Annotated in this window: 23 protein-coding genes; 18 read left to right on the top strand and 5 right to left on the bottom strand. The window is 71.2% G+C overall.

Going from position 1 to position 24741, the window contains the following annotated elements; all coding sequences use genetic code 11:
* Window positions 1-89: 89 nt before the first annotated feature.
* The 5 genes from IF67_RS0133260 (at window position 90) to folE (ending at window position 6128) form a co-directional block, all read left to right on the top strand.
* On the top strand, window positions 90-1235 hold the full coding sequence (locus IF67_RS0133260) for a zinc-dependent metalloprotease (RefSeq protein WP_030992035.1): 1146 nt from the start codon (window positions 90-92) through the stop codon (window positions 1233-1235).
* 192 nt (window positions 1236-1427) lie between these two features.
* Entirely contained in the window at window positions 1428-2486 is a 1059-nt protein-coding gene (gene tilS / locus IF67_RS0133255; RefSeq protein ID WP_030992033.1) for a tRNA lysidine(34) synthetase TilS, read from the top strand.
* Between the two features lie 86 nt (window positions 2487-2572).
* The gene (hpt, locus tag IF67_RS0133250; protein WP_030077134.1) at window positions 2573-3112 is read left to right on the top strand and encodes a hypoxanthine phosphoribosyltransferase; all 540 of its coding nucleotides are present in this window, start codon (window positions 2573-2575) and stop codon (window positions 3110-3112) included.
* Between the two features lie 282 nt (window positions 3113-3394).
* Window positions 3395-5407 carry an ATP-dependent zinc metalloprotease FtsH gene (gene ftsH, locus IF67_RS0133245; protein WP_030992031.1) on the top strand — a complete coding sequence of 671 codons (2013 nt, stop codon included), beginning with the start codon at window positions 3395-3397 and terminating at the stop codon, window positions 5405-5407.
* A gap of 115 nt (window positions 5408-5522) precedes the next feature.
* A complete protein-coding gene (folE, locus tag IF67_RS0133240) occupies window positions 5523-6128 on the top strand; it encodes a GTP cyclohydrolase I FolE (protein WP_030992030.1) in 606 nt (201 codons plus the stop codon).
* Between the two features lie 97 nt (window positions 6129-6225).
* On the opposite strand, the gene IF67_RS0133235 is transcribed toward folE, so the two are convergent.
* The gene (locus tag IF67_RS0133235; protein WP_030992029.1) at window positions 6226-7341 is read right to left on the bottom strand and encodes an alpha/beta hydrolase; all 1116 of its coding nucleotides are present in this window, start codon (window positions 7339-7341) and stop codon (window positions 6226-6228) included.
* A 141-nt stretch (window positions 7342-7482) separates the two neighbouring features.
* Here IF67_RS0133235 and IF67_RS0133230 point away from each other — a divergent pair, with 141 nt between their 5' ends.
* From IF67_RS0133230 to IF67_RS0133205, 6 genes are all read left to right on the top strand, one after another.
* A complete protein-coding gene (locus IF67_RS0133230; protein ID WP_051818870.1) occupies window positions 7483-9330 on the top strand; it encodes a phosphatidylglycerol lysyltransferase domain-containing protein in 1848 nt (615 codons plus the stop codon).
* 125 nt (window positions 9331-9455) lie between these two features.
* On the top strand, window positions 9456-10385 hold the full coding sequence (folP, locus tag IF67_RS0133225) for a dihydropteroate synthase (RefSeq protein WP_199812819.1): 930 nt from the start codon (window positions 9456-9458) through the stop codon (window positions 10383-10385).
* A 5-nt stretch (window positions 10386-10390) separates the two neighbouring features.
* Entirely contained in the window at window positions 10391-10882 is a 492-nt protein-coding gene (locus IF67_RS0133220; protein WP_037840178.1) for a nuclear transport factor 2 family protein, read from the top strand.
* A 439-nt stretch (window positions 10883-11321) separates the two neighbouring features.
* Entirely contained in the window at window positions 11322-11681 is a 360-nt protein-coding gene (gene folB / locus IF67_RS0133215) for a dihydroneopterin aldolase (RefSeq protein WP_030077148.1), read from the top strand.
* On the top strand, window positions 11678-12325 hold the full coding sequence (gene folK, locus IF67_RS0133210) for a 2-amino-4-hydroxy-6-hydroxymethyldihydropteridine diphosphokinase (RefSeq protein ID WP_420708734.1): 648 nt from the start codon (window positions 11678-11680) through the stop codon (window positions 12323-12325). Before folB ends, folK begins: the two co-directional genes overlap by 4 nt.
* A gap of 132 nt (window positions 12326-12457) precedes the next feature.
* Window positions 12458-12955, top strand: coding sequence for a DUF3180 domain-containing protein (locus IF67_RS0133205; RefSeq protein WP_030992020.1), 498 nt, complete (start codon window positions 12458-12460; stop codon window positions 12953-12955).
* A 99-nt stretch (window positions 12956-13054) separates the two neighbouring features.
* Here the strand turns inward: IF67_RS0133205 and IF67_RS0133200 are convergent, their stop codons facing one another.
* Window positions 13055-14383 (bottom strand): ABC transporter ATP-binding protein, encoded by a 1329-nt coding sequence (locus IF67_RS0133200; protein WP_234341500.1) that lies wholly within the window; start codon window positions 14381-14383, stop codon window positions 13055-13057.
* A 174-nt stretch (window positions 14384-14557) separates the two neighbouring features.
* Between IF67_RS0133200 and IF67_RS0133195 the strand changes: the two genes are divergently transcribed.
* The 4 genes from IF67_RS0133195 to IF67_RS0133180 all read left to right on the top strand — a co-directional run bounded on the left by IF67_RS0133195 (window position 14558) and on the right by IF67_RS0133180 (window position 18418).
* Complete coding sequence (locus IF67_RS0133195) at window positions 14558-15292, top strand: ABC transporter permease (RefSeq protein ID WP_030992018.1); 735 nt, start codon at window positions 14558-14560, stop codon at window positions 15290-15292.
* A gap of 2 nt (window positions 15293-15294) precedes the next feature.
* Window positions 15295-16011 carry an ABC transporter permease gene (locus tag IF67_RS0133190; RefSeq protein ID WP_030992016.1) on the top strand — a complete coding sequence of 239 codons (717 nt, stop codon included), beginning with the start codon at window positions 15295-15297 and terminating at the stop codon, window positions 16009-16011.
* A gap of 90 nt (window positions 16012-16101) precedes the next feature.
* Window positions 16102-17070 (top strand): ABC transporter substrate-binding protein, encoded by a 969-nt coding sequence (locus IF67_RS0133185; protein ID WP_030992014.1) that lies wholly within the window; start codon window positions 16102-16104, stop codon window positions 17068-17070.
* Window positions 17071-17134: 64 nt separating this feature from the next.
* On the top strand, window positions 17135-18418 hold the full coding sequence (locus IF67_RS0133180; protein WP_030992012.1) for a hypothetical protein: 1284 nt from the start codon (window positions 17135-17137) through the stop codon (window positions 18416-18418).
* Window positions 18419-18737: 319 nt separating this feature from the next.
* On the opposite strand, the gene IF67_RS0133175 is transcribed toward IF67_RS0133180, so the two are convergent.
* Window positions 18738-19880, bottom strand: a complete 1143-nt coding sequence (locus IF67_RS0133175; RefSeq protein ID WP_030992011.1) for an NADH-quinone oxidoreductase subunit D — start codon at window positions 19878-19880, stop codon at window positions 18738-18740.
* 44 nt (window positions 19881-19924) lie between these two features.
* Window positions 19925-20974: an SAM-dependent methyltransferase gene (locus tag IF67_RS0133170; protein ID WP_030992009.1), complete on the bottom strand. Its 1050-nt coding sequence runs from the start codon at window positions 20972-20974 to the stop codon at window positions 19925-19927.
* A 172-nt stretch (window positions 20975-21146) separates the two neighbouring features.
* Between IF67_RS0133170 and IF67_RS0133165 the strand changes: the two genes are divergently transcribed.
* Both IF67_RS0133165 and IF67_RS0133160 read left to right on the top strand, forming a co-directional pair.
* Complete coding sequence (locus tag IF67_RS0133165; RefSeq protein ID WP_030992008.1) at window positions 21147-22352, top strand: sensor histidine kinase; 1206 nt, start codon at window positions 21147-21149, stop codon at window positions 22350-22352.
* A 111-nt stretch (window positions 22353-22463) separates the two neighbouring features.
* Window positions 22464-23147: a response regulator gene (locus IF67_RS0133160; protein ID WP_030992007.1), complete on the top strand. Its 684-nt coding sequence runs from the start codon at window positions 22464-22466 to the stop codon at window positions 23145-23147.
* Window positions 23148-23255: 108 nt separating this feature from the next.
* Here the strand turns inward: IF67_RS0133160 and IF67_RS0133155 are convergent, their stop codons facing one another.
* Window positions 23256-24365, bottom strand: a complete 1110-nt coding sequence (locus tag IF67_RS0133155) for a DUF5937 family protein (RefSeq protein WP_030992005.1) — start codon at window positions 24363-24365, stop codon at window positions 23256-23258.
* Window positions 24366-24464: 99 nt separating this feature from the next.
* Between IF67_RS0133155 and IF67_RS45380 the strand changes: the two genes are divergently transcribed.
* Window positions 24465-24741: hypothetical protein (locus IF67_RS45380; protein ID WP_107050343.1), on the top strand; the 277-nt coding region annotated here is incomplete at its 3' end.

The raw sequence follows: 24741 nt of genomic DNA, 5'->3' as shown, positions 1-24741 counted from the left end.
ACACCCCACGGCGGGAAAGCCGACAACGTGGGCGGAGCCAAAAACGTGGTCCGCTACCCCACAGCGGAGCGCCCACGTACGGTGAACTCATGACGAGCATCGGTGGGACCGAGATGGTCGACTGGAATCTCGCGGTCGCGACCGCGACCCGGTTCGTGCGGCCGGGGCCGGAGGTGAGCCGGGACGAGGCGCGCGCGATCGTCGCCGAGCTGCGCAAGCACGCCAAGTCCTCCGAGGCCCATGTCCGCGCCTTCACGCGGATGGCACAGCCCGACGCGACGGGCGAGGCGCCGCATGACACGCCGGTCCTCGTCGTGGACCGGCCCGGCTGGATCAAGGCGAACGTCGCCGGGTTCCGGGCCGTGCTCAAGCCGCTGCTGGCCAAGATGGAGGACCGCCGCTCGGCGGCCCCCGGCGGCGCGGTGCTCGGCGCGGTGGGCGGCAAGGTCACCGGCGTGGAGCTGGGCATGCTGCTGTCGTTCCTGTCCTCGCGCGTCCTGGGCCAGTACGAGACGTTCGCACCGGCCTCCCGCGACCTGCCGGCCGCGGCTCAGGGCGGGCGGCTGCTGCTCGTCGCGCCGAACATCGTGCACGTGGAGCGCGAGCTGGAGGTGGAACCGCACGACTTCCGGCTGTGGGTGTGCCTCCATGAGGAGACCCACCGCACCCAGTTCACCGCCGTCCCGTGGCTGCGGGACCACATCGAGGGCGAGATCCAGGCCTTCCTCGGCGAGACGGACATCGACCCGGGCACCCTCCTGGAGCGGCTGCGCGAGGCCGCCCAGTCGCTGGCCGGCGCCAAGCCCGTGGGCGAGGAGGGCGAGGACGGCAGCCGCTCCCTCGTCGATCTCGTCCAGACACCCGCGCAGCGCGAGATCCTCGGCCGGCTGACCGCGGTGATGTCCCTGCTGGAGGGGCACGCCGACTACGTGATGGACGGTGTGGGGCCCGATGTCGTGCCGTCGGTCGCCGAGATCCGCGAGAAGTTCCAGAAGCGGCGGGCCAGCGGCGCGGGCCGGCTCGACCAGGCGCTGCGCAAGCTGCTCGGCCTCGACGCCAAGCTGCGGCAGTACCGCGACGGCGAGCGGTTCGTCAGTGCGGTCGTCGACGAGGTCGGTATGAACGGCTTCAACCGCGTCTGGACGTCGCCGAACACCCTCCCGACCAAACAAGAGATCGCCAAACCGGCGGACTGGATCGCACGGGTGCACCGCAAGGCGGACGGGGCACCGTAAGCGAACGGCGTGAGCTGGGCACGCCGGGTGGCAGTAGAGCGCCCCTTCAATCACCCGTCTGAGGGACCGATACGGATGGATAGGCGTGCAATGCTCGGGGAACCGCTCGCCTCTGTCACCATCTAGGCACTCTGTGTGACGAGAAAGCCCTCACCGGCCCGAGGCTCCCCAGCTGAACGATTGGAAACGGACATGGGTCCCCATCCAGCGGTCGCCGCGATACGCCTGGCGGTCCGCCGCGTACTCCACGACGTCCTCACCCATCACTGCACCCAGGACCGGCACGAGCCCCCGCTCGTGCTCGTCGCCTGCTCCGGCGGTGCCGATTCGATGGCGCTCGCCTCCGCTCTCGCCTTCGAGGCCCCCAAGCTGGGGGTCCGCGCCGGGGGCGTCACCATCGACCACGGCCTCCAGGAGGGCTCGGACCTCCGCGCCGCCGAGGTCGCCCTCCGGCTGCGGGGCCTGCGGCTGGACCCCGTCGAGGTCGTCGCCGTCGATGTGAACGAACCGAACAGGGTGGCGCACGGCGCGTCGTACCGGGGTGGTGGCGGGCGAGGGTCGGGCGGGCCGGAAGCCGCCGCCCGCGACGCCCGGTACGCCGCCCTGGACGACATCGCGGAGCGCCACGGCGCCACCGCGGTCCTCCTCGGCCACACCCGCGACGACCAAGCGGAAACGGTGCTGCTCGGTCTCGCCCGCGGCTCCGGGACCCGCTCGCTCTCCGGGATGGCCGCGACCAGCGGCAGGGACGGCCGCTACCGCCGGCCCTTCCTCGACGTGGACCGCCAGACCGCCCGCAAGGCCTGCCTGATCCAGTCGCTGCCCGTCTGGGACGACCCGCACAACACCGACCCCGCCTACACCCGCTCACGGCTCCGCCACGAGGGGCTGCCCGCACTGGAGAAGGCGCTCGGCAAGGGCGTCGTCGAGGCGCTCGCCCGTACCGCCCAGCTCTCCCGTGACGACGCCGACGCCCTGGACGCCTGGGCCGCCGACGCGGAGGGCACGGTCCTCGACGACACCGGAACCCTCGACATCGCCGCCCTGTTCGTGCTGCCCCCCGCGGTGCGCCGCCGGGTGCTGCGCCGGGCCGTCATCGGCGCCGGCTCACCGGCCGGTTCGCTCTTCGCCCGCCACATCGAGGAAGTGGACCGGCTGATCACGGCCTGGAGGGGGCAGGGGGCCATCAACCTCCCCGGGCGAGTGGGTGTGCGACGGCAGGGTGGCAGACTGGTGATTCGGCAGGGCTGAGCCGCAGACGCTGCCCCGCATCCGAAGTCTCACGACTGACGCGAACACCGAACAGAGCGAGAGTGGCACGGGTGGACGACAAGGACATGGGTTCCGACCTTCAGTCGGTACTCATCAGCAAGGAAGAGATCGACGCGAAGCTGGCTGAGCTGGCCGCGAAGATTGACGCGGAGTACGCGGGCAAGGACCTGCTCATCGTCGGTGTCCTCAAGGGCGCCGTGATGGTCATGGCGGACCTGGCGCGCGCGCTGTCCACCCCCGTCACGATGGACTGGATGGCCGTGTCGTCGTACGGCGCGGGCACCCAGTCCTCCGGCGTGGTCCGCATCCTCAAGGACCTCGACACCGACATCAAGGGCAAGCACGTCCTGATCGTCGAGGACATCATCGACTCCGGCCTGACGCTGTCGTGGCTGCTGTCGAACCTCGGCTCGCGGGAGCCGGCCTCGCTGGAGGTCTGCACCCTGCTGCGTAAGCCGGACGCGGCCAAGGTCGCCATCGACGTGAAGTGGATCGGCTTCGACATCCCCAACGAGTTCGTGGTGGGGTACGGCCTCGACTTCGCGGAGAAGTACCGCAATCTGCCGTTCGTCGGTACCCTCGCGCCGCACGTATACGGCGGCTGAGGGCGCTCCCCGTGCCCGTCCGGCCGACGCGGCCGGGCGCGGCCCGGACCTGCCGCCGCGGGCCGGCGGGAACCCTTCGGGGCCTTCCGCCGTTGGAGCAGGGAGGACGGACTCCTCGGCCGCATGTTCACCGTCGGCGCAGGCGCCGGGTGGCAATGCTGGGGTACCGTCCGAAGGCAGTTCTTTTTCGGGCCAGTAATACACCGTACGCACGACCAGCCCTCCCAAGGGCGTTGTGCCTCACTGTGGCAGGAGGGACGGGGCCTCAGCGGCTCCGTATGGATGGACGTGAAGCGATACTTCCGTGGGCCGGTCATGTGGATCGTGCTGGCCGTCCTCGCCGTGGTCGTGTTGATGCAGGTCGTCGGCTCGTCCGGCGGCTACAAGACGGTGGACACCGGTCAGGTCGTCAAGGCGATCGCTGACAACAAGGTGAAATCCGCCGAGCTGACGACCGGTGACGAGAACAAGATCAAGATCGAGCTGTCGGGCTCCAACAAGATTGAGGGCTCCAACAAGCTCCAGGCGAGCTACATCGGCGACCAGGGCGTCGACGTGGCCAAGAACCTTCAGGCCAAGTACCAGACCGGCGAGATCAAGGACGGGTACACCGTCTCCCCGTCGAAGCAGAACCCGTTCGTCAACGTTCTGCTCTCGCTGCTTCCCTTCGTCCTCATCGTGGTCGTCTTCCTGTTCCTGATGAACCAGATGCAGGGCGGCGGCTCCCGGGTGATGAACTTCGGGAAGTCGAAGGCGAAGCTGATCACCAAGGACACCCCCAAGACGACGTTCACCGACGTCGCGGGGTCGGACGAGGCCGTCGAGGAACTCCACGAGATCAAGGAGTTCCTCCAGGAACCGGCGAAGTTCCAGGCCGTCGGCGCCAAGATCCCCAAGGGCGTGCTGCTGTACGGCCCGCCCGGAACGGGCAAGACGCTGCTGGCGCGTGCCGTCGCCGGCGAGGCGGGCGTCCCGTTCTACTCGATCTCCGGCTCCGACTTCGTCGAGATGTTCGTCGGTGTCGGTGCGTCCCGTGTCCGTGACCTCTTCGAGCAGGCCAAGGCGAACGCCCCGGCGATCGTCTTCGTCGACGAGATCGACGCCGTCGGCCGGCACCGCGGTGCGGGCCTGGGCGGTGGCCACGACGAGCGCGAGCAGACCCTCAACCAGCTCCTGGTCGAGATGGACGGCTTCGACGTGAAGGGCGGCGTGATCCTGATCGCCGCCACGAACCGTCCGGACATCCTCGACCCGGCGCTGCTGCGCCCCGGCCGTTTCGACCGGCAGATCGCCGTCGACCGTCCGGACCTCCAGGGCCGTCTCGAAATCCTCAAGGTCCACCAGAAGGGCAAGCCGGTCGCCCCGGACGTCGACCTCTCGGCCGTCGCCAAGCGCACCCCCGGCTTCACCGGTGCCGATCTGTCGAACGTCCTGAACGAGGCCGCGCTGCTGACGGCCCGGGGCGACGAGAAGCTGATCAACAACCACTTCCTGGACGAGGCGATCGACCGCGTCGTGGCCGGACCGCAGAAGCGGACCCGGATCATGTCCGAGAAGGAGAAGAAGATCACCGCGTACCACGAGGGCGGACACGCCCTGGTCGCGGCGGCCTCACCGAACTCCGACCCGGTCCACAAGATCACGATCTTGTCCCGCGGCCGGGCCCTGGGCTACACCATGGTCCTGCCCGACGAGGACAGGTACTCCACCACCCGCAACGAGATGCTCGACCAGCTGGCGTACATGCTGGGCGGGCGTGCGGCGGAGGAGCTGGTCTTCCACGACCCGACCACCGGCGCCGCGAACGACATCGAGAAGGCGACCGCCACGGCCCGCGCGATGGTCACGCAGTACGGCATGACCGAGCGGCTCGGCGCGATCAAGTTCGGCACCGACAACTCCGAGCCCTTCCTGGGCCGTGAGATGGGTCACCAGCGCGACTACTCGGAAGAGGTCGCCGCGCTGGTCGATGAGGAAGTCAAGAGGCTCATCGAGACCGCGCACAACGAGGCGTGGGAGATCCTGGTCGAGAACCGCGATGTGCTGGACAACCTGGTGCTGACGCTGCTGGAGAAGGAGACCCTCAACAAGGAGGAGATCGCCGAGCTCTTCAAGCACGTGGTCAAGCGCCCGGCCCGCCCCGCGTGGACCGGCTCCTCGCGCCGTACGCCCTCCAGCCGCCCGCCGGTGCTGTCGCCGAGGGAGCTGGCCCCGGCCAACGGCTCGGTGACCACGACCGCCACCGTCTCCACGGAGAAGGCGGAAGCCCCCGAGGACAAGCGTCCCGAGAGCTGATCCCGAGGCCCCGGGCCCCGGAATAGATGCCGCGCCCCCCAGGTTTAACCTGGGGGGCGCGGCATTCCGCGATTCCACCGCGATTTCGAGCGGCGCAGAAGGAACGAGGCACCACATGACGGACCCTGTGACGCTGGACGGCGACGGCAAGATCGGTACATTCGACGAGAAGCGCGCCGAGAACGCCGTCCGCGAGCTGCTCATCGCGGTGGGCGAGGACCCGGACCGCGAGGGCCTGCTGGAGACGCCGGCGCGGGTGGCACGGGCGTACAAGGAAATCTTCGCCGGACTGTGGCAGAAGCCGGAAGACGTGCTCACCACCACGTTCGACCTCGGCCATGACGAAATGGTGCTGGTCAAGGACATCGAGCTGGTTTCCAGCTGTGAGCACCACCTCGTGCCCTTCGTCGGTGTGGCACACGTCGGCTACATCCCGTCCGCCGACGGCAAGATCACCGGCCTGTCCAAGCTGGCCCGGCTGGTCGATGTGTACGCCCGGCGTCCGCAGGTCCAGGAGCGGCTGACCACGCAGATCGCGGACTCGCTGATGGAGATCCTGGAGCCGCGCGGCGTAATCGTCGTCATCGAGTGCGAGCACATGTGCATGACCATGCGCGGGGTGCGCAAGCCGGGCGCCAAGACGACGACGTCGGCCGTGCGCGGCCAGCTGCGCGACGCCGCCACGCGCGCCGAGGCGATGAGCCTGATACTCGCCCGCTGAGACGCGCGGACCGCTAGCCCGACGGCCGGGGCCCCTCAGCAGTCGCTGAGGGGCCCCGGCCGTCTGCGGGAGCGCTACGGGGACGGGCACCGGCCCGTCAGGCCTTGAGGTGGTTGCCCATCCACTCCAGGGCGGCGGGGATCTCCCGGCGCCAGGTGTTGAAGTTGTGGCCGCCGCTGTCGAGGATGATCGACGAGATCCGGCTCGGCGACTTCGTCTGCTGGATGAACCGCAGCGTCTCGTGGTAATTCCCCTCGCCCTGCTTGCTGCTGGTGACCAGCAGGTTCACCTCGGGGGCGGGCAGGTGCCGCTGACGCCACAGCAGGTTGTTCTCGCGCTGGAGCTGCGGGTTGCCGCCGAAGAGGTCACCGGTGGTGGCATCGCGGGGGGCCTTGTAGGCGCCGGAGAGGGCGACGGCGGTGGAGTACGCATCGGGGTGGCGCATGGCCATCTTCAGCGCGCAGTAGCCGCCGGTGGAGTCACCCATGACACCCCAGCTCTTGGCCTCGCGCCCTATTCGGTAGTGCCCGGCGATATCCGCGCGCAGGTCCTTGGTGAAGAAGGTCTCGGTCTGCGGGCCGTTCGGTATGTCCATGCACTCGGTGTCACGCGGCGGCGCGACCGTAGGGCGCATCATCACCAGGACGGTCGGCCGCATCTTGTGCCGCTTGAGCAGTTCGTGCTGGGTCTGCGGGAAATGCAGCTTTTTGTAGAGCGCCTCGGCGGTGCCGGGGTAGCCGGTGAGCACCAGGGCCGCCGGGAATTTCTTGTGCGCGTATTTCTTCTGGAAGTACTGCGGCGGCAGATAGACAAAGGCGGGGCTGGCGATCTGGGAGTGCTCGCCGCGGATCACCACCTTGTCGATCCGGCCGCCGGCCGCCGGGCGGGACCCGTTCTGGACGCTGACCCGCTGCGTGCCCAGCATCTGAAGCTTGGTGCCGTTCGGCCCGGTCTGGTAATTGGTGACCACGCCGGGCTCCTGCTCCTGGCCGAGGAGGTCGGCCCAGGAGGCGTAGAAGCCGAAAGAGTTGTTGGCGAACAGGCCGATCACGGCGAAGAGGGAAAGCTGGGTCGCCACCAGGAGTCCGATACGGCCGAGAACGGCGCGCCAGTTCCCCTTGGACAGGCGGGGCCAGAGCCAAACGGTGAGGACGAACAGTGCCACCGCGACAATGACGGCAAGAAGCAGCACTTTCTTGCTGGTGAGACCCATGTGGTGCTTTCTTCCGGGCGGCCGGGCCATCCGTACCGCTGGTGGAACCCTTAGCCCTGAAACGCCGTCATACAGGGCGCATAAAGTCCAGATGCTGCGACAAGGCTCGCACGTTCTCTCGACCGGGGCGACGGGAAAGTGATGTCTGACAGGCTAGATGGCGAAAAGTCGGAGAAGGTTGCGTGGCGAACGCCACGCTGGCTCCGTGGCCCGCGGCCCGAAGCGGTGCCGGGATTCGTCGGCACGGCCGGCGTGGTCGTCGGCCTGCTCAACCTGGCCGCCGGGGTGTTCCCGCGGTTCCGGCACAGCCGGGTGCACGCCCTGGCCGAGGTGCTGCCGGGCGCGGTGAGCCCGCTGGCCGCCGCCGCCTCCATCGTCGTGGGCATCCTGCTGCTCCTGTTGGCACACGGGCTCAAGCGGCGTAAGCGGCGGGCGTGGGGCGCGGCCGCGGCGCTGCTCCCCGTGGGGATCGCCGCCCAGCTGGTCTACCGCCACTCCGTGTTCGGCGCGGTGCTCTCGCTGGCCCTCCTGGCGTTCCTGGTGTGGCACCGGAAGGAGTTCGCCGCCCTGCCCGACCCGCGCAGCCGCTGGAAGGCGGCGGCCAACCTCGTCGTCCTCGGCGGCGCGAGCTTCGCCATCGGCATGATCGTCGTCAGTTCCCACCCCAACAAGATCGTCGGCTCGCCCTCCGTGTGGGACCGTGCCCAGCACGTCCTGTGGGGCATGTTCGGCTTCGAGGGCCCGGTCGGCTACACCCACGACGTGGACTACACCGTCGGCTACTCCCTCGGTGCGCTCGGTCTGCTGACGGTCGCCACCACCGCGTATCTCGCCTTCCGCCCCGAGCACCCGGCGGCCCGGCTGACCGACGACGACGAGCAGCAGCTGCGCGAGCTGCTCGCCCGGCACGGCGCCCGGGACTCGCTGGGCTACTTCGCGCTGCGCCGCGACAAGGGCGCGGTCTTCTCCCCGACCGGCAAGGCCGCGGTCTGCTACCGGGTGATCTCCGGTGTGATGCTCGCCAGCGGCGACCCGATAGGCGATGTGGAGGCCTGGCCGGGCGCCATCGAGCGCTTCATGGCGGAGGCCAAGGCGCACTCCTGGACCCCGGCGGTCACCGGTTGCAGCGAGACCGGCGGCCAGGTGTGGACCCGGGAGACCGGTATGGACGCGCTGGAGCTCGGCGACGAGGCGATCGTGGACGTGGCCGACTTCACCTTGTCCGGCCGGGCGATGCGCAACGTACGGCAGATGGTCAAGCGCATCGAGCGCAACGGCTACGAGACCCGGGTGCGGCGGGTGCGCGACCTGGCGCCGGCCGAGCTGGCACAGCTCCAGAAGGCCGCGGACGCCTGGCGGGACACCGACACCGAGCGCGGCTTCTCCATGGCGCTGGGCCGGATCGACGCGGTGGCCGACGGCGACGCGGTGATCGCCACCGCGCATCTGCCGGTGGGCGAGGGCGAGGAGCCCGGCCCGTACGGGGACCTGAAGGCGATGCAGCACTTCGTGCCGTGGGGCGACAGCGGCATCTCCCTTGAGCTGATGCGGCGCGACCGCAGCGCCGACCCCGGCATGAACGAACTGCTGATCGTCGCCGCGCTCCAGGCCGCCCCGGACCTCGGGGTCAAGCAGATGTCGCTGAACTTCGCGGTCTTCCGCTCCTCTCTGGAGCGCGGCGAGAAGCTCGGCGCGGGGCCGGTCATCCGGGTCTGGCGCGGGATGCTGATCTTCCTGTCCCGCTGGTACCAGATCGAGTCGCTGTACAAGTTCAACGACAAGTTCCGGCCCCGCTGGGAGCCCCGTTTCGTGGTCTTCCGCAACAGCCGTGACATCCCGCGTATCGGTCTGGCGGCGCTTCAGGCCGAGGGCTATCTGGAGCTGAGCCTGCCGCGCGTCCTGCGGCGCCGGAAGCCCGCCGAGCCGCGGCCGTGCGTGCACACGCCGGAGCCGGCCGGGGCGGCGGGCGCGGTCGGTCGGGCGGCCTGACCGGCGCCGGGCCCGGGGGTCCGGACGCGGGCGTTCCGCAGCGTCCGGGAACGCGCCGGCGCCCGGCCGGTCCCGCAGCCGACGGCCGCAATCCGGCCGGTCTGCACACGGCCTAGGCTGGTGCCATGAGTACCTTGCGTGGCCAGGTGGCCGGACTGCCGGACTGGGAACGCTGCGCGGTGATGGGTGTCGTCAATGTGACGCCCGATTCGTTCTCCGACGGCGGTGACTGGTTCGACACCGAACTCGCCGTCAAACACGGTCTCGACCTGGTGGCGCAGGGCGCCGACATGGTGGACGTGGGCGGCGAGTCGACCCGGCCGGGCGCGGCGCGGGTGGACGAGGCCGAGGAGCTGCGCCGGGTCGTCCCCGTCGTACGCGAGCTCGCCGCGGCCGGTGTCGTGGTCTCCGTCGACACCATGCGCGCAACGGTCGCCGAGCAGGCCGTGGAAGCCGGGGCGCGCCTGGTCAACGACGTCAGCGGGGGCGCCGCCGACCCGTCGATGGTGCCCGTGGTGGCCTCGCAGCACGTCCCGTTCGTGGTGATGCACTGGCGTGGCCAGTCCATCGACATGAACAACCGGGCCGTCTACGGGGACGTGGTCGCCGAGGTCGTCGACGAGCTCGGGCGGAGCATGGAGCGCGCGGTGGCCGGCGGCATCGATCCGGACCGGATCGTCATCGACCCCGGCCTGGGCTTCGCCAAGAACGCCGGGCACGATCTCGCGCTGGTCGCCCGGCTGGCGCAGCTGCGGGCGCTGGGCCGTCCGTTGCTGGTGGCCGCTTCGAGGAAACGGTTCCTGGGCAGGGTGCTGGCGGGCGACGAGGGAGCCGCCCCACCGCCGGCCCGGGAGCGGGACGCCGCGACGGCGGCGGTGTCGGCGATCGTGGCGCGAGAGGGGGCCTGGGCGGTGCGGGTGCACGAGGTCAGGGCGAGCGCGGATGCGGTACGGGTGGCCCGTGCCGTGGAGGACGCGGCAGCGGCCGGCAGTGACGGTACGGCCGGTGCCGGTGAGATCGGCGACACGACGGCGAAGACGACGGGAACGGTGTGAGCGGCTTGGGCCCACAGACGGACATCGAGCTGGTCGAGCAGGCGAACACCACCCTGTACGAGACCATCGAGCGCGGCGATCACGAGGCGCTGTCCGAGCTGTGGCTGGACGGTCAGGTGAGTGTGGTCCACCCCGGGTGGCCGGTGCTGCGGGGGCGCGGCGAGGTGCTCCGCTCGTACGCCCTGATCATGGCGAACACCGAGTACATCCAGTTCTTCCTCACGGACGTCGAGATCGACGTCATCGGTGACACGGCGCTGGTGACCTGCACCGAGAACATCCTCAGCGGCGGTCCCGCCGAGGACGACGGCTCGGTGGGGCCGCTGATCGGCCAGCTGGTCGTGGCGACCAATGTCTTCCGGCGTACGGACGACGGCTGGCGGGTGTGGTCGCATCACGGGTCGCCGGTGCTGGCGGACCGCGACGACGACGAGGACGACGAAGCCGACGAAGCCGGGGGAGCCGGCGAGGGCGACGGCGGCGAGGACGTGCTCTGAGCCCTTGCCCGGGGGCGGCGCGCCCGGTCTCCCGGGGCGGCGCCCCCGGCGGGTGTGATCCGGGCGCGGGCGGGGTGTGAGCCTTGCCATGGCCGCCCGCCCTTGCGTACCGGGCGACGGCCTGCCGTCGTCAGCGGCGGGGGTCAGCCATCTGGGCCAGGGCGCACCCGTTCGAGCCAAGTGCGGCACGGGTAGGGGTGGGTCGTGAGCAGGGGGGTAAGAGGCCGCGCGGACGATCTCCCGGTTTGCCGGGTGCTGCCCGAATGGGCCGCATTTAGCAGCAGGACGGGGTCTTGTCCATAGCCCCCGTAGGCGAGGACTGTCGTTCCTCGAAGGTAGATTCGACGGCGGGGCAGTGTTGCCGGATCGCTCCGGCGGCTGCCCGGAATCCGACGAACAGTGGCGCCAGAGGTGCCGTGGACCAGTGGGAGTGATTCGCGTGGATCGTGTCGCGCTGCGTGGGCTGAAGGCCCGAGGCCACCACGGGGTGTTTCCCCGGGAGCGCGAGGAAGGCCAGACCTTCATCGTCGACCTGGTGCTCGGCCTGGACACCCGCCCGGCAGCGGCCTCCGACGATCTCGCGAAGACCGTGCACTACGGCGTTGTGGCCGAGGAGGTGGTGGCCGTCGTGCAGGGCGAGCCCGTCGACCTCATCGAGACCCTGGCGGAGCGCATCGCCGGCCAGTGCCTCAAGCACGAGGGCGTGCAGGAGGTGGAGGTGGTGGTGCACAAGCCCGATGCGCCCATCACCGTGCCCTTCGACGACGTGACCATCACCATCACTCGGAGCCGAGTATGAATTCCGCCCGTCAGCCGACGACCACCACTGATGGAGCCGCTGTGCGGCGCCCCCAGCCCGGTGACCCGACCGTACAGCCGGTGCCCGCCTCCGTCGTGGAGCAGGTGGACGCCGCGGATGTGACGCTCTCCAACCCCAAACGCGCCGTGATCTCGCTCGGCAGCAATCTCGGCAACCGCCTGGAGACGCTCCAGGGCGCCGTCGATGCCCTGGAGGACACCCCTGGCCTGCGGGTCAAGGCGGTCTCCCCGGTCTATGAGACCGAGCCGTGGGGCGTGGCCCCCGGCTCCCAGCCGGCGTACTTCAACGCCGTGGTGCTGATCAAGACGACGCTGCCGCCGGCCTCCCTCCTGGAGCGCGGGCAGGCGATCGAGGAGGCGTTCGAGCGGGTCCGCGACGAGCGATGGGGTCCGCGCACGATCGATGTCGACATCGTGGCGTACCAGGACGTGCTCTCCGACGACCCGCGGCTGACGCTGCCCCACCCGAGGGCCCACGAGCGGGCGTTCGTGCTGGTGCCGTGGCACGACATCGAGCCGGAGGCCGAGGTTCCGGGGCAGGGTGCGGTGGCCGCGCTGCTGTCGGCGGTCGGCCGCGACGGTGTGGTGCCGCGCTCGGACCTGGAACTGCGGCTGCCGGAGTAGCCGTTAGGGTTGCGGGTCGGTTCCCCGCGGGATGCATCCGTACGGGACGGACAAGGCGGATACGGCGGCCATAACGGCAAGGATGGTCGTCACGGCAGGAATGGTCATGACAGCGCGAGGGGCGATCGCTCGGTGAAGCAGCTACACATCAAGGTGCTGGTCGGGCTGTTTCTGGCCGCCGGGGTGCTGGCCTGGGGAGGCGCCCGGCTGTGGGACTCCCTCGGTACCCTCCCCAGCGTGCCGGTGGCCGCACCGATCGTGCTGGCGCTGATCGCCGCGGTCCTCGCCGCCACCGCGCTCTCGCTCCGGGCGCGGCTGCGGGCGCAGCGTGAGCGCCGGCCGGGCGCCAAGGGCGTCGATCCGCTGGTGGCCGCCCGCGCGGTGGTCTTCGGGCAGGCGAGCGCGCTGGTGGCCTCGCTGGTCTCGGGGCTGTACGGCGGTGTCGGCGTCTTTCTGCTGACCACCGGCCTCGATGTCGCACCCCGCCGGGACCAGGCGATCTACGCCGGTCTGTCGGTGGTCGCCGGGGCGGCGGTGGTCGCCGCGGCGATCTTCCTGGAGCGGGTGTGCAAACTGCCGGAGGACGACGGCAACGGCAATGGCAACGGCGGGGCCGACGCCAGGGCGTGAGGCCCGGGGCGGGGCCGGAGCGGGCCGGGCGGACTGTGGCGCCGTAGTGGGGCGCGCCGTGTCGCGGTGGCCCGTCGGCCGGTCAGGCGTCGGCGCCCGTCAGGCGTCGGTGCGTGGGGCCGTGACATCGGCGCCCGAAGCCGTGGCGTCGGCGTCGGTGCCTGGGGCTGTACGGCCGGGGCCCCAGCCCCTGTCTCCGAGGCCGGGGACCGCGTCGCCGGGGCCGGGGACCGTATCGAGTGAGATCTCGCCGCGCGGGACGTTCGCGGCGTCCGCCGTGGTGGAGCGGCGCAGCGCGCTGTGCAGCCGGGCGGGGGTGAGGACGCCCAGGTAGCGCTCGCCGTCCTGGACTGCGACCCAGCCGGCGTCGTGCTGAAGCATCGTGCTGAGTGCCTGCTTGAGCGGGGCGCCGAGCGGCAGCCGGGCGTCCATCCGGCGGGCGTGCGCGCGGACGGTGGAGCCCTCGGGGGTGCGCTTCGCGCCGGCCGGGCCGGGGCCTTTCCCCGAGGCCTGCGCGGCGGCCGTGAGCGCCGCGGCCGGGACCCAGCCGTGCAGCGATCCGTCGGCTTCCAGGACGACTGCCCAGGAGGCGCCGTCGGCGGCGATCCTGTCCGCGGCACGGGCCGCCGGGTCGTCGAGGCGTACGACCGGGGGCTGTTCGAGGTCGCCGGGCTCGACGGGCGTGACGGAGAGCCGCTTCAGGCCCCGGTCCGCGCCGACGAATTCGGCGGTGTACGGCGTCGCGGGGGCGCCCAGCACGGTCGCGGGGGTGTCGAACTGCTCGATGTGCCCCGCCCCGTAGACGGCGATGCGGTCGCCGAGCCGGACCGCCTCCTCGATGTCGTGGGTGACGAAGAGGACCGTCTTGCGGAGCGTGGACTGAAGCCGCAGGAACTCGTTCTGAAGGTGCTCGCGCACCACCGGGTCGACCGCGCCGAACGGCTCGTCCATCAGCAGCACGGGCGGGTCGGCGGCGAGCGCGCGGGCCACCCCGACGCGCTGGCGCTGGCCGCCGGAGAGCTGGTCGGGATAGCGGTCGCCGTACGTCGACGGGTCCAGGCCGACCAGGTCGAGGAGTTCGGCGGCGCGCGCCCTGGCCTTCGTCCGCGGCCGGCCGAGCAGGTGCGGGACGGTGGCGGTGTTGTCCAGGACGGTCTTGTGGGGGAACAGCCCCACCTGCTGGATGACATAGCCGATACGGCGCCGCAGCTGGACGGGGTCGAGGGCGGATATGTCCTCGCCGTCGAGGAGGATGCGGCCGCTGGTGGGCTCGATGAGCCGGTTGACCATCTTCATCGTCGTGGTCTTGCCGCAGCCCGACGGCCCGACGAGCGTGACGAGTTCACCCTCGGCGACCTCGAAGGTGAGGTCGTCCACGGCGGTCGTGCCGTCCGGATAACTCTTGGTGACGTGCTCGAAGCGGATCATTCTTCCCCCAGATGTGGACGGGCCCATTGTGGACGGGCGGTCGTGAACGCGGTGTTGCACGTGGATGGCGATGTGGCCCGTGAGCTGCCGGACCGGTCCGATTGTCAGTGGCGGGGTTTAGGGTCGCAGACGGTTATCGGAAGAGTGAGCGAATGGGCGGGGGAGGTGGCGGCCATGAGTGGCGGCGTTGGCGGGGCGAGCTGTCTGGAGACGAACGACTGGATCTGCGGTGAGTATCTGCGCACCCGCAGCCAGGAGTTGGTGGACGCGACGGTCCAGCACATCGGCATCACGGCCGTGTCCGTGGCGATCGGCCTGCTGATCGCCTTTCCGCTGGCGCTGGTGGCCCGGCGGTGGCGGGGCGCGGCAGGCCCGGTCCTCGGGCTGACGACGGTGCTCTACACCGTCCCGTCGCTGGCGATGTTCGCCCTGCTGACACCGGTCTTCGGGGTCTCGGCGTCCGTGGTCGTGACGGGCCTGGTGCTGTATTCGCTGACGATCCTGGTGCGCAACATCCTCGCCGGTCTGGCGGCGGTGCCCGCCGAGGTGCGGGAGGCCGCCCGGGGGATGGGGTACGGCCCGGCGCGGCTGCTGTACGAGGTGGAACTCCCGCTCGCGCTGCCCGCGCTGGTGGCCGGACTGCGCATCGCCACGGTCTCGACGGTGGCGATGACGACCATCGGCTCCGTCGTCGGCTACGGCGGCCTGGGGAATCTCATAGCCAGCGGCATGGAGGGCTTCTTCAAGGCGGAGGTGCTGACGGCCTCGGTGCTCTGCGTGCTGCTGGCGCTGCTCGCCGATCTGCTGCTCATGGGCCTCCAGCGGCTGCTGACGCCCTGGACGAGGGCGCAGGCGCGGGCGAAGGTCCGGGCGCGGCGCGGGGCCCGTATGGCGAAGGCGGTGGGCTGAGGATGGGGGCGATCACCGGTTCCTGGCAGTGGCTGACGACGGCCGCCAACTGGGCCGGGGAGAAGGGGGTGTGGCACCGCCTGGCCGAGCATCTCTGGCTCAGCGCGCTGTGCCTGGCCCTCTCCTGTCTGATAGCCCTGCCGGTGGCGCTCTGGCTGGGGCACCTCGGCAAGGGCGGGGCGCTGGCGGTCAACCTCTCCAACACGGGGCGTGCGGTGCCGACGTTCGCGGTGCTGGTGCTGCTGACGCTCAGCCCGCTGGGGCGGCACGGCGACTGGCCGACGGTCATCGCGCTGGTGCTGTTCGCGGTGCCGCCGCTGCTGACCAATGCCTATCTGGGGATGCGGGAGGCGGACCGCGATGTGGTCGAGGCCGCGCGCGGGATGGGCATGTCCGGGCCGCAACTCCTGCTGCGGGTCGAGATACCGCTCGCCTATCCGCTGATCATGACGGGTCTGCGCTCGGCCACGGTGCAGGTGGTGGCGACCGCGACGCTGGCCGCACTGGCCGGCGGCGGGGGCCTGGGCCGGATCATCACCGCGGGCTTCGGCAACTACGACACGGCCCAAGTGGTGGCGGGCGCGCTCCTGGTGGCCGTGCTCGCCCTGACCGTGGAGGGCGTCCTCGTCCTGGCGGAGCGGTTCCTCGACCCGATGCGGGGGCGGCGGCGCGCGGCGCGGACGGGCCGACCTCGCTCGGCTCGGCCCGCATCGCCCTGACCGGTCGCCCTGACCGGTTGTCTTGACCGGTCGTCCTGGCCTGACCTGAACCGACCTGACCTGATCCGAACGGACTGAATGGTGGCATCCATGAGCAGCAAGTCGCGTGTGGCGCGCACCGCGGTGGTCGCGGGCACCGTCATCACCCTGGCGGCCGGGCTGGCCGCGTGCGGTGGCAAGAGCCTGGAGGAGAAGGGCGGCGGCAACGGCAAGGGCGGCGGCAAGGGCGAGATCGTGATCGGCTCGGCCGGTTTCGCCGAGTCGAAGGTGCTCGCCGAGATCTATTCCAGGGTCCTGACCGATGCCGGTTACCGCACGCGGGTACAGACCCTGGCCAATCGCGAGCTGTATGAACCGGCCCTGGAGAAGGGCCAGATCGATGTCGTTCCGGAATACGCCTCCACCCTCGCCGAATTCCTCAACGCGAAGAAGAACGGCACCAAGGCGAAGCCCGTCGCCTCCAGTGACATCGACAAGACGGTGACGGCCCTGAAGAAGCTCGCCGCGCCGCGCGGACTCAAGGTGCTGGCGGCGGGCGGTGCGACGGACCAGAACGCCTTCGCGGTCAGCAAGGAATTCGCCGCCGAGCACAGCCTGAAGACCCTGTCCGACCTCGGCGCATCGAAGCAGAAGATCAAACTCGCTTCGGGCGAGGAGTGCGAGACCCGGGTGTTCTGCAAGCCGGGCCTGGAGAAGACGTACGGCATCGACATCACGGCTCTGGACCCCAAGGGCGTCGGGACCCCGCAGGCCAAGCAGGCGGTCAAGGACGGCACCGACCAACTGGTGCTCACCACCACCACGGACGCCACGCTCGACACCTTCGGGCTGGTGCTCCTCAAGGACGACAAGAAGCTCCAGAACGCCGACAATGTGCTGCCGGTGGTGAATGCCAAGAGCGCCGGTGACAAGGAGATCGAGACCGCCCTCGGGAAGCTCACACAGACGCTGACGACCGAGGACCTCATCAACGTGAACCGCAAGGTCGATGCCGAGCGGCTCAAGCCCGCAGATGTCGCGCAGGCATATGTGGAGTCCAAGGGCCTGGTCAAGAAGTAACCAGCGGGAAACGGATTGGTGTGCGGGGCCCCATAGGTCCCGCACGCACGGTAAGTTTCTGGCCATGCCACGAGGACGCCACCGCCATTCACCACCCCTCCACCGGCTGCTTCCTCCCGTGACGGTCGCCGGTGCGTCAATAGCCTGCGCCGCGGGCGCGTGGTTTGCCGGCGACGATCTGGTGCAACGGGTGCTCGCCGCGGGCGCGGCCGCCGCCGCCCTCACCGGCGCCGTCCTTCTGCGGACCTGGGACCGTGCGGCCGGCCGGCGGGTCGCCGAACTCGACCGTGCCCGGGTGCGCGACGAGTGGCGCACCGAGGAGCGGATAGCCGAGCTCGAGACGGACGTGGAGGAATCCCGCGAGCTCCGCGCCGCCCTGGACGCCAAACTCCGCTCCAAGCGCGCCGAATTGGCCCGGCTGCGCAGCGAACACGCCGCGCTGCTGCGCCGTTACGCCACCGCCGAGACCGAGCGGGCCAGCGCCCTGGAGGGCCGCCGGCTGCTCGCCATCGAGGCCGCCGCGCCGCCCAAGGCGCTGCCGGTCGGCGCCGGACTGACCCGGGCTCTCCACCTCTCCCCGAAGCTCTCGACTCCTCCCCCGAGCTCTCGGCTCCTTCCCCACGGGCAGGCGGTAACCCCGAGCGCGGGGGAGACCCCCGCTCCGGCCCCCGCGACCTACGCCCAGGCCGACCGGGCCCTGCGCCAACTGGCCCGCAACGCCGCCCGGCAGCGCACCGCCCAGAAGGCCGCCCGCATGCCGCGGGACGAGTCCCGCGCCGAAGGGGCCGCCCGGTCCGGACCGCCCGCCCGCCGCGAGGCCCGTGGCGGCCAGGACGGTGAGAACGGCCGGGGGAACCCGTCGGCGGCCGCCGCACAGCGCACGGGCGACGCACATGCCCGTACGGCCGCCGCCGCCGGACCCGCGCTCCGCCCGGTCCCGGCAACCGCCGCTGCCTTCGCACCGCCCCGCCCCGCCGCGTCCCGCGCGCAGGGCGGCTTCGACTTCTTCGGCAATGCGACCGCCGCAGGCCCCATGGAGCTGACCGCGCCGCTGGAGGACGATCTGGCGGACGTCGTCGGCGACGAGGCCCTCGCCGAGCAGTCGGCCCGCACGGCCCGGACGGCCCTCGGGGACGCCCGTCCGCTGCCGTCCACGGAGCACACCGCGGCCGACGGTGAGCCGGGCGACGGTGAGCCGGGCGACGGCGCGCGGGCGGGTGACGACCGGCCGGGCGGTGAGCGGACCGATGGTGGGACGACCGCCGGCACCGGCGAGGTCATCGACCTGACCGCGCACGACGAGACCGATCAGTTCGACCTCGGCGCCCTGCGCAGCGCCATCTCCTGACCCTGGCCCGACAGCCGCCTGGCCCCGGAGCGTTCCTCAGCTCCGGGGCCAGGCGGCTTTCGGCAGAACGTTCTCCGGCTGAACGCTTCCGGGCTGAACGTTTCGGGCCGGGCGGGGTGAGCGCGCAGGAGCATTCATCCGGCCGGGGCCAGGAGCCTCTTCCCGTCCACAGGGTGTGGATGACCTGCGGGGGAGAGATCCGGAGGAGGGGAAGGGGGAGTGAGGCTGCCGCGCCCTGGACCCGGCGGCACTCCGGGGCGAACGGAACGCCGCCCGCCCCTCCTGCTTGCCGATTCCCGCTGGCCGATCCCTACGGGTCCTACTTGTCGATGTCCCCGACGACGAAGAAGAACGAGCCCAGAATGGCGACCATGTCGGCGACCAGCGTGCCCGGCAGCAGCTCCACCAGCGCCTGGATGTTGTTGAACGACGCCGAGCGCAGCTTGAGGCGGTAGGGGGTCTTGTCGCCCTTGGAGACGAGGTAGTAGCCGTTGATGCCGAGGGGGTTCTCGGTCCAGGCGTACGTCGCGCCCTCGGGCGCCTTCAGCACCTTGGGCAGCCGCTGGTTGACCGGCCCCGGCGGCAGCTCCGCGATCCGGTCCAGACAGGCATCGGCGAGCTCGAGCGCATTGTGGCTCTGCTCCAGCAGGCACTCGAAGCGGGCCAGGCAGTCGCCCTCCTCGCGGGTGACGACCTTCAGCGTCGACTGGAGCTCCCCGTACGCCAGATACGGCTCGTCGCGCCGCAGATCGAAGTCGACACCGGAGGCCCGGGCGATCGGCCCGGAGACCCCGAACGCATGCACCGTCTCCGGCGCGAGCACCCCGACCCCACGCGTACGGCCGCGGAAGATCTCATTGCCCAGGACCAGGTTGTCGAAGACATCCATCCGGGAGCGCACATCGGCGACGGCGTGCCGGGCCCGGCCGAGCCAGCCCGCCGGCAGATCCTCCTTGAGGCCGCCGACGCGGTTGAACATGTAGTGCATCCGGCCGCCGGAGATCTCCTCCATGACGGCCTGGAGCTCCTCCCGCTCCCGGAAGGCGTGGAAGACGGGGGTGATACCGCCGAGCTCCAGCGGATACGAGCCGAGGAACATCAGATGGTTCAGCACCCGGTTCAGCTCGGCGAGCAGCGTCCGCAGCCACACGGCGCGCTCGGGCACCTCCATGCCCAGCATCCGCTCGACGGCCAGCACCACGCCCAGCTCGTTGGAGAACGCCGACAGCCAGTCGTGCCGGTTCGCGAGCATGATGATCTGGCGGTAGTCACGCGCCTCGAAGAGCTTCTCGGCGCCGCGGTGCATATAGCCGATCACCGGCTCGGCATGCTGGATGCGCTCCCCGTCCAGGACGAGGCGCAGCCGCAGCACACCGTGCGTGGAGGGATGCTGCGGGCCGATGTTCAGCACCATGTCGGTGCTCTCCGCCGCGCCGCCGATGCCGACCGTCGTCTCCGTCATGGGAACAGTCTTGCAGCACGCCGTCCCGGGAGCCGCCCTGGCCCTCAGGCGCCCCCTGCCGGGAGCAGCCCCGCACACGCCCCGCCCACCGGCTCCAGGAGCCAGCCGAAGCCGCCCAGGCCCGCCGGATCGGTCAGCTCCGCCGCCGACCCGGCCGAGCTGAGCGCCCGCACGTACCCGGACGGGTCGGTGGCGGCCAGGGCGAGCGGCGGGCGCCGGCCGTCCACCCCCAGGGCATGCAGCGCCTCGCGCTGGGTCAGCCGCTCCGCCGACGGCCCGGCACAGGCGTCCAGCGCCACATGCGCCGTGATGTCACAGCTCCCGTCCGGGACAGGAGACACCTCGCGGCCGTCGCGGAAGCCGGTGAGCGTGCCGAAGGGCGGGCGGTCACCCCGTTCGTGCGCATAGTCGGCGGCGACGGCGAGCCCGGCGCGCAGCGTACGGACGGCCTGCGCCCAGGCCTCGTCCCGGGGGCGGCCGATCTCGGCGCGCAGCCCCGGGGGCAGGGCGCCGGGAGCGGTGCCACCGGGGGCGTCCGGGCCGGGCGGCGGAGCCCACCACCGGCGGAGCCACTCCGCGTCCGCGCCGTCCACCGGCCCGCCCAGCCGCTCCGTGCCATCGGTGCGTACCAGCACCCGGCGCGGCACCCCGTCCGCATCCGTCTCGACGACATCCACCGGCACATTGTCGAGCCACTCGTTCGCGAACAGCAGGCCGGTCACCGAGCCCGGCGCGGGCAGCTCGCCCCGCCAGTCGATCCGCGGATCGAGGCCCCGGGGGCGCGCGGCGCGCTCGACCGCGCACGGACGCAGCCGCCCGGCCACCTCACCGGGCAGCACGGCCAGCACACCGGTCAGCAGCTCGCCGCGCCCCGCGCCCACATCGACCAGCGCCAGCTCGTCCGGATGACCGAGAGCGCTGTCGACGCGGCGCAGAAGAGCGGCGACGGCGCCGGCGTAAAGGCCGGAGACATGCACGGATGTACGGAAGTGACCGGCCGGGCCGGGGCCGCCGGGGCGGGTGTAGAAGCCGTCGTCCGGACCGTACAGCGCCCGCTCCGTGGCCTCACGCCACCCGCACCACTCGTTCGTCACCTGCCCCACGGTACGGGCGGGCGCCGCCCCGGCGGACGGGGTGGTGCGCCGGCCGTCCCGAGGACCGACACATTTGGCGCATGGAGTCTCCACCTTGGGGAGTAGACCCGGCGCACAGGATCGCTCCTCCGGTCGACTCGTACACGTATCCGCGGTGCCTACGCTGGGTTACGTGCAGCGCCTCTATGACTTCCTCCGCAGGCACCCGACGGGAGTGGACACCTTCTGGGCCCTCCCCCTGCTCGGGTTCAGTGGCCTGTGGGTCGGGATCGACGTCCACGGCAGCGAGCAGATCGCCGCCGCGATCTTCACAATCGGCCTGTGCCTCGTCGTCGCGCTGCGCCGCAAGGCTCCCGTGAAAATGCTGCTGCTGACGGCGGCCATCGGCGTCGGCCAACTGCTCGTCGGCATCGAGACCATGCCCGCCGACTTCGCGATGTTCGTGATCGCCTACACCGTCGCGTCCGCACCCACCGTCCCCCGCTGGGCCTCCCGCTGCGCCCTCGCCGGCGCCCTCGTCGGCCCCGCCCTCTCCGCCGTGCGCTTCAGAAGCGCGTTCAACCAGCGGTCGGTCGGGGACAGCATCTTCTTCGCCGTGCTGCTCACCGTGCCCTTCGTACTGGCCTGGGTGCTCGGCGACTCCATGCGCACCCGCCGCGCCTACTGGGCGCAGCTGGAGGAGAGGGCCGCCCGGCTGGAGAAGGAGCGCGAGGCACAGTCCCGGATCGCGGTCGCGGCCGAGCGCGCCCGTATCGCCCGCGAACTGCACGATGTCGTCGCCCACAACGTCTCGGTGATGGTCGTCCAGGCCGACGGTGCCGCATACGTCCTCGACGCCGCCCCCGAGCAGACCCGGCAGGCCCTGGAGACGATCTCCGGCACAGGACGCCAGGCGCTGGCCGAAATGCGCCGGCTGCTGGGCGTACTGCGCACCGGCGAACAGCCCGAGAGCGGCGAATACGTCCCCCAGCCGGGCGTCGAGCAGCTCAACGACCTCATGGAGCAGGTACGCGGCGCGGGACTGCACGTCGACTTCCAGGTCGAGGGCGAGCCGCGGGAACTGCCCAGCAGCGTCGAACTCACCGCCTACCGCATCGTCCAGGAAGCGCTCACCAACACCCGCAAACACGGCGGCCCCGACGTCGGCGCGACCGTCCGCCTCGCCTACAAGGAAGACGACCTCGACCTGCTCGTCGAGGACGACGGACGGGGCGCGCAGCGCGAGCTCTACGAGGAGGGCGGGGCGGACGGCCTCGGCCACGGCCTCATCGGGATGCGCGAAAGGGTCGGCATGGTGGGTGGCACCCTGGCTGCGGGGCCGCGGCCGGGGGGCGGCTTCCGGGTCAGTGCCGTCCTGCCGCTCAAACCGGTGCGGTGACGACGCCCGCCGGCCTGCTGACCATCACCGCCGCATCCGCGGCCCGCCGCCTTCACCCCGTACGACCCCGTACGCTCAGCCCCCACTCCTGCACGAAGGGACCCCCTGCACATGACCATCCGTGTGATGCTCGTCGACGACCAGGTGCTGCTGCGCACCGGTTTCCGGATGGTGCTGGCCGCACAGCCCGACATGGAGGTCGTCGCGGAGGCGGGCAACGGCGTGGAGGCCCTCGAGGTGCTGCGCGCCACCCAGGTCGACGTGATCCTCATGGACGTACGGATGCCGCATCTGGACGGGGTGGAGGCCACCCGCCGGATCTGTGAGGGCGGGCAGAAGAAGGACGCCCCGAAGGTCCTCATCCTGACCACCTTCGACCTGGACGAATACGCCTTCTCCGCGCTGAAGGCCGGGGCCAGCGGTTTCATGCTCAAGGACGTGCCGCCCGGCGAACTGCTCGCCGCGATCCGGGCGGTGGAGAGCGGCGACGCGGTCGTCGCCCCGTCCACCACCCGCCGGCTCCTCGACCGCTTCACGCCCATGCTGCCCGCCACCTCCGCCGAGCCGTCCCGGCCCGAGCTGGAACGGCTGACGGACCGCGAGCGGGAGGTGCTGCTGCTGGTCGCCCAGGGGCTGTCGAACGGTGAGATCGCGGCACGGCTGGTGCTCTCGGAAGCCACCGTCAAAACCCATGTGGGCCGCATCCTCACCAAGCTGAGCCTCCGGGACCGGGTCCAGGCGGTGGTGCTCGCGTATGAGACGGGGCTGGTGCGGGCCGGGGGAGCGGGGGCGTAGGGGCGACTGGTTGCCGGGTGGGGACGGGCGGCTGTCGGGGGGCGGCTACGGGGCGGTGGCGGCTGACGGCCGGCGGTGGCTGACGGGTCCGTCGGGCCGGTCACGCCGTCAACGCAGTACGCCCTCAAGGAAGTCGCTGCCCAGCCGGGCCACCACCTGGAGGTCCAGCTGGTGCAGCACATAACGCCCACGGCGCCGCGTCTGGATCAGCCCGGCCTTCTTCAGCGTCGCGACATGCCGGGACACCTCCGGCGGGGTGATGCCGAACGCGTTCGCCAGCTCCCCCGTCGTATGCGGCCCCCGTGACAGCGTGCGGCACAACTGCATCCGCATCGGATGGCCCAGCGCCTCCAACCGCCGCTGGACGAGTTCCAGCGCGGCCGGCGCCGGCAACTCCGGGCCGGCGACCGGGTACTGGAGCACGGGGCGCCAGCCCGGGGAGTGGCTGAACAGCACATGAGGCCAGCCGAACGACGTCGGAAGGAACGTGACGCCCGGATCCGCGGCGTTCGCGAACGCCGTCGCACGTCCCCGGGCGAGCTTGTCGACCAGGATGCGGGTACCGCCGCTGCCGTCCTGCGCGTCCTCCAGGGACAGCGCCTTCGACGTCGCGGACAGCGTCTCGGCCAGGCCCTTGTGGCGCAGCAACTCGGTCTTGTGCCGGGCATCGGCCGCCAGCTGGATGCCCACCCGCCGCCAGATGTCCCCGAAGAACGCCTCCTCGCAGTCCTCGAACAGGCGGCGCAGCCACACCCGCAGACCGTCGGGGTCGGTGAGCATCCGGTCGGTGAAGGCCGCCTGCCGCGGGCCGCGCGCGGCGGCCATCTCCCGTACCCGCGCCCGCTCATCCGCGTCGACAAGGGGCGACGGGGTGGGGCGGGCGTAGCTCGCCGAGCAGGTGATCTCGAAAGCGGCGGCCACGAACCGCTCATCGTCGATCTCGTCCAGCTCGTCCAGGTCCTCGGCCAGCGTCGCCCCGGGGCGGGCCGGCAGCAGGATGTCGGAGCGGGAGGACCGCCACAGGAAATCCGCCTCGCACAGCCGGTCGGCGAGGTCGGGCTTCAGCGCCGCGTTGGTGGCGGTGACCCAGCCGTGCAGCCCGGGGTGGTGCGCCGGCTCGGACAGCGCATGGAGGGCGGCACCCAGCTCCGCCAACGGGGAAGGGGAGAAGACGATGCGCTCCGGCGGCAGCCCGGTGATGTCGATGATGTTGGACATGCGCCCATCATGCGCGAGGCCGCCACCTGCACGGACGTCGATTGACGGCTCCCGTCAATCGACGGGCCACCGGACCCGGCGCCGCCCCAGAGTGAGGGCATGAACGCCGCTCAGCAGCACCTCCTCGACAGCTACCGCGCCGCCCAACGAGGCGAAGCCGCCCCGCCCGCCCCGGGAACCCACACCGTCCGCACCGCCCGCGAAATCCAGCAGTGGCGCCGTTTCTACGCGGTCGTCATGGCGCCTGCCGACCGGCTTCCGGGGCGTATTCGGGGGGCGGTGCGGTCGGTAACTGCGGTCTTGCTCCGCCTTCCCCGTCACCCCGCAGTCGACCCCGAGTCTCCGCTCCGACGCCACGCCATAATCCGCCCGGAGC

Origin of the sequence: Streptomyces sp. NRRL S-1813 (genome assembly GCF_000719605.1) — a bacterium.
Taxonomy (GTDB): Bacteria; Actinomycetota; Actinomycetes; order Streptomycetales; family Streptomycetaceae; genus Streptomyces; species Streptomyces decoyicus.
The sequence above is the reverse complement of the archived record's forward strand: the minus strand, read 5'-3'. Positions and strand labels throughout refer to the sequence as shown.

Coding starts and splice junctions, on each gene's coding strand:
- IF67_RS0133260 (WP_030992035.1), top strand. CDS start 90: ATGACGAGCATCGGTGGGACCGAGATGGTCGACTGGAATCTCGCGGTC.
- tilS (WP_030992033.1), top strand. CDS start 1,428: ATGGGTCCCCATCCAGCGGTCGCCGCGATACGCCTGGCGGTCCGCCGC.
- hpt (WP_030077134.1), top strand. CDS start 2,573: ATGGGTTCCGACCTTCAGTCGGTACTCATCAGCAAGGAAGAGATCGAC.
- ftsH (WP_030992031.1), top strand. CDS start 3,395: ATGGACGTGAAGCGATACTTCCGTGGGCCGGTCATGTGGATCGTGCTG.
- folE (WP_030992030.1), top strand. CDS start 5,523: ATGACGGACCCTGTGACGCTGGACGGCGACGGCAAGATCGGTACATTC.
- IF67_RS0133235 (WP_030992029.1), bottom strand. CDS start 7,341: ATGGGTCTCACCAGCAAGAAAGTGCTGCTTCTTGCCGTCATTGTCGCG.
- IF67_RS0133230 (WP_051818870.1), top strand. CDS start 7,483: ATGTCTGACAGGCTAGATGGCGAAAAGTCGGAGAAGGTTGCGTGGCGA.
- folP (WP_199812819.1), top strand. CDS start 9,456: ATGAGTACCTTGCGTGGCCAGGTGGCCGGACTGCCGGACTGGGAACGC.
- folK (WP_420708734.1), top strand. CDS start 11,678: ATGAATTCCGCCCGTCAGCCGACGACCACCACTGATGGAGCCGCTGTG.
- IF67_RS0133200 (WP_234341500.1), bottom strand. CDS start 14,383: ATGATCCGCTTCGAGCACGTCACCAAGAGTTATCCGGACGGCACGACC.
- IF67_RS0133195 (WP_030992018.1), top strand. CDS start 14,558: ATGAGTGGCGGCGTTGGCGGGGCGAGCTGTCTGGAGACGAACGACTGG.
- IF67_RS0133190 (WP_030992016.1), top strand. CDS start 15,295: ATGGGGGCGATCACCGGTTCCTGGCAGTGGCTGACGACGGCCGCCAAC.
- IF67_RS0133185 (WP_030992014.1), top strand. CDS start 16,102: ATGAGCAGCAAGTCGCGTGTGGCGCGCACCGCGGTGGTCGCGGGCACC.
- IF67_RS0133180 (WP_030992012.1), top strand. CDS start 17,135: ATGCCACGAGGACGCCACCGCCATTCACCACCCCTCCACCGGCTGCTT.
- IF67_RS0133175 (WP_030992011.1), bottom strand. CDS start 19,880: ATGACGGAGACGACGGTCGGCATCGGCGGCGCGGCGGAGAGCACCGAC.
- IF67_RS0133160 (WP_030992007.1), top strand. CDS start 22,464: ATGACCATCCGTGTGATGCTCGTCGACGACCAGGTGCTGCTGCGCACC.
- IF67_RS0133155 (WP_030992005.1), bottom strand. CDS start 24,365: ATGTCCAACATCATCGACATCACCGGGCTGCCGCCGGAGCGCATCGTC.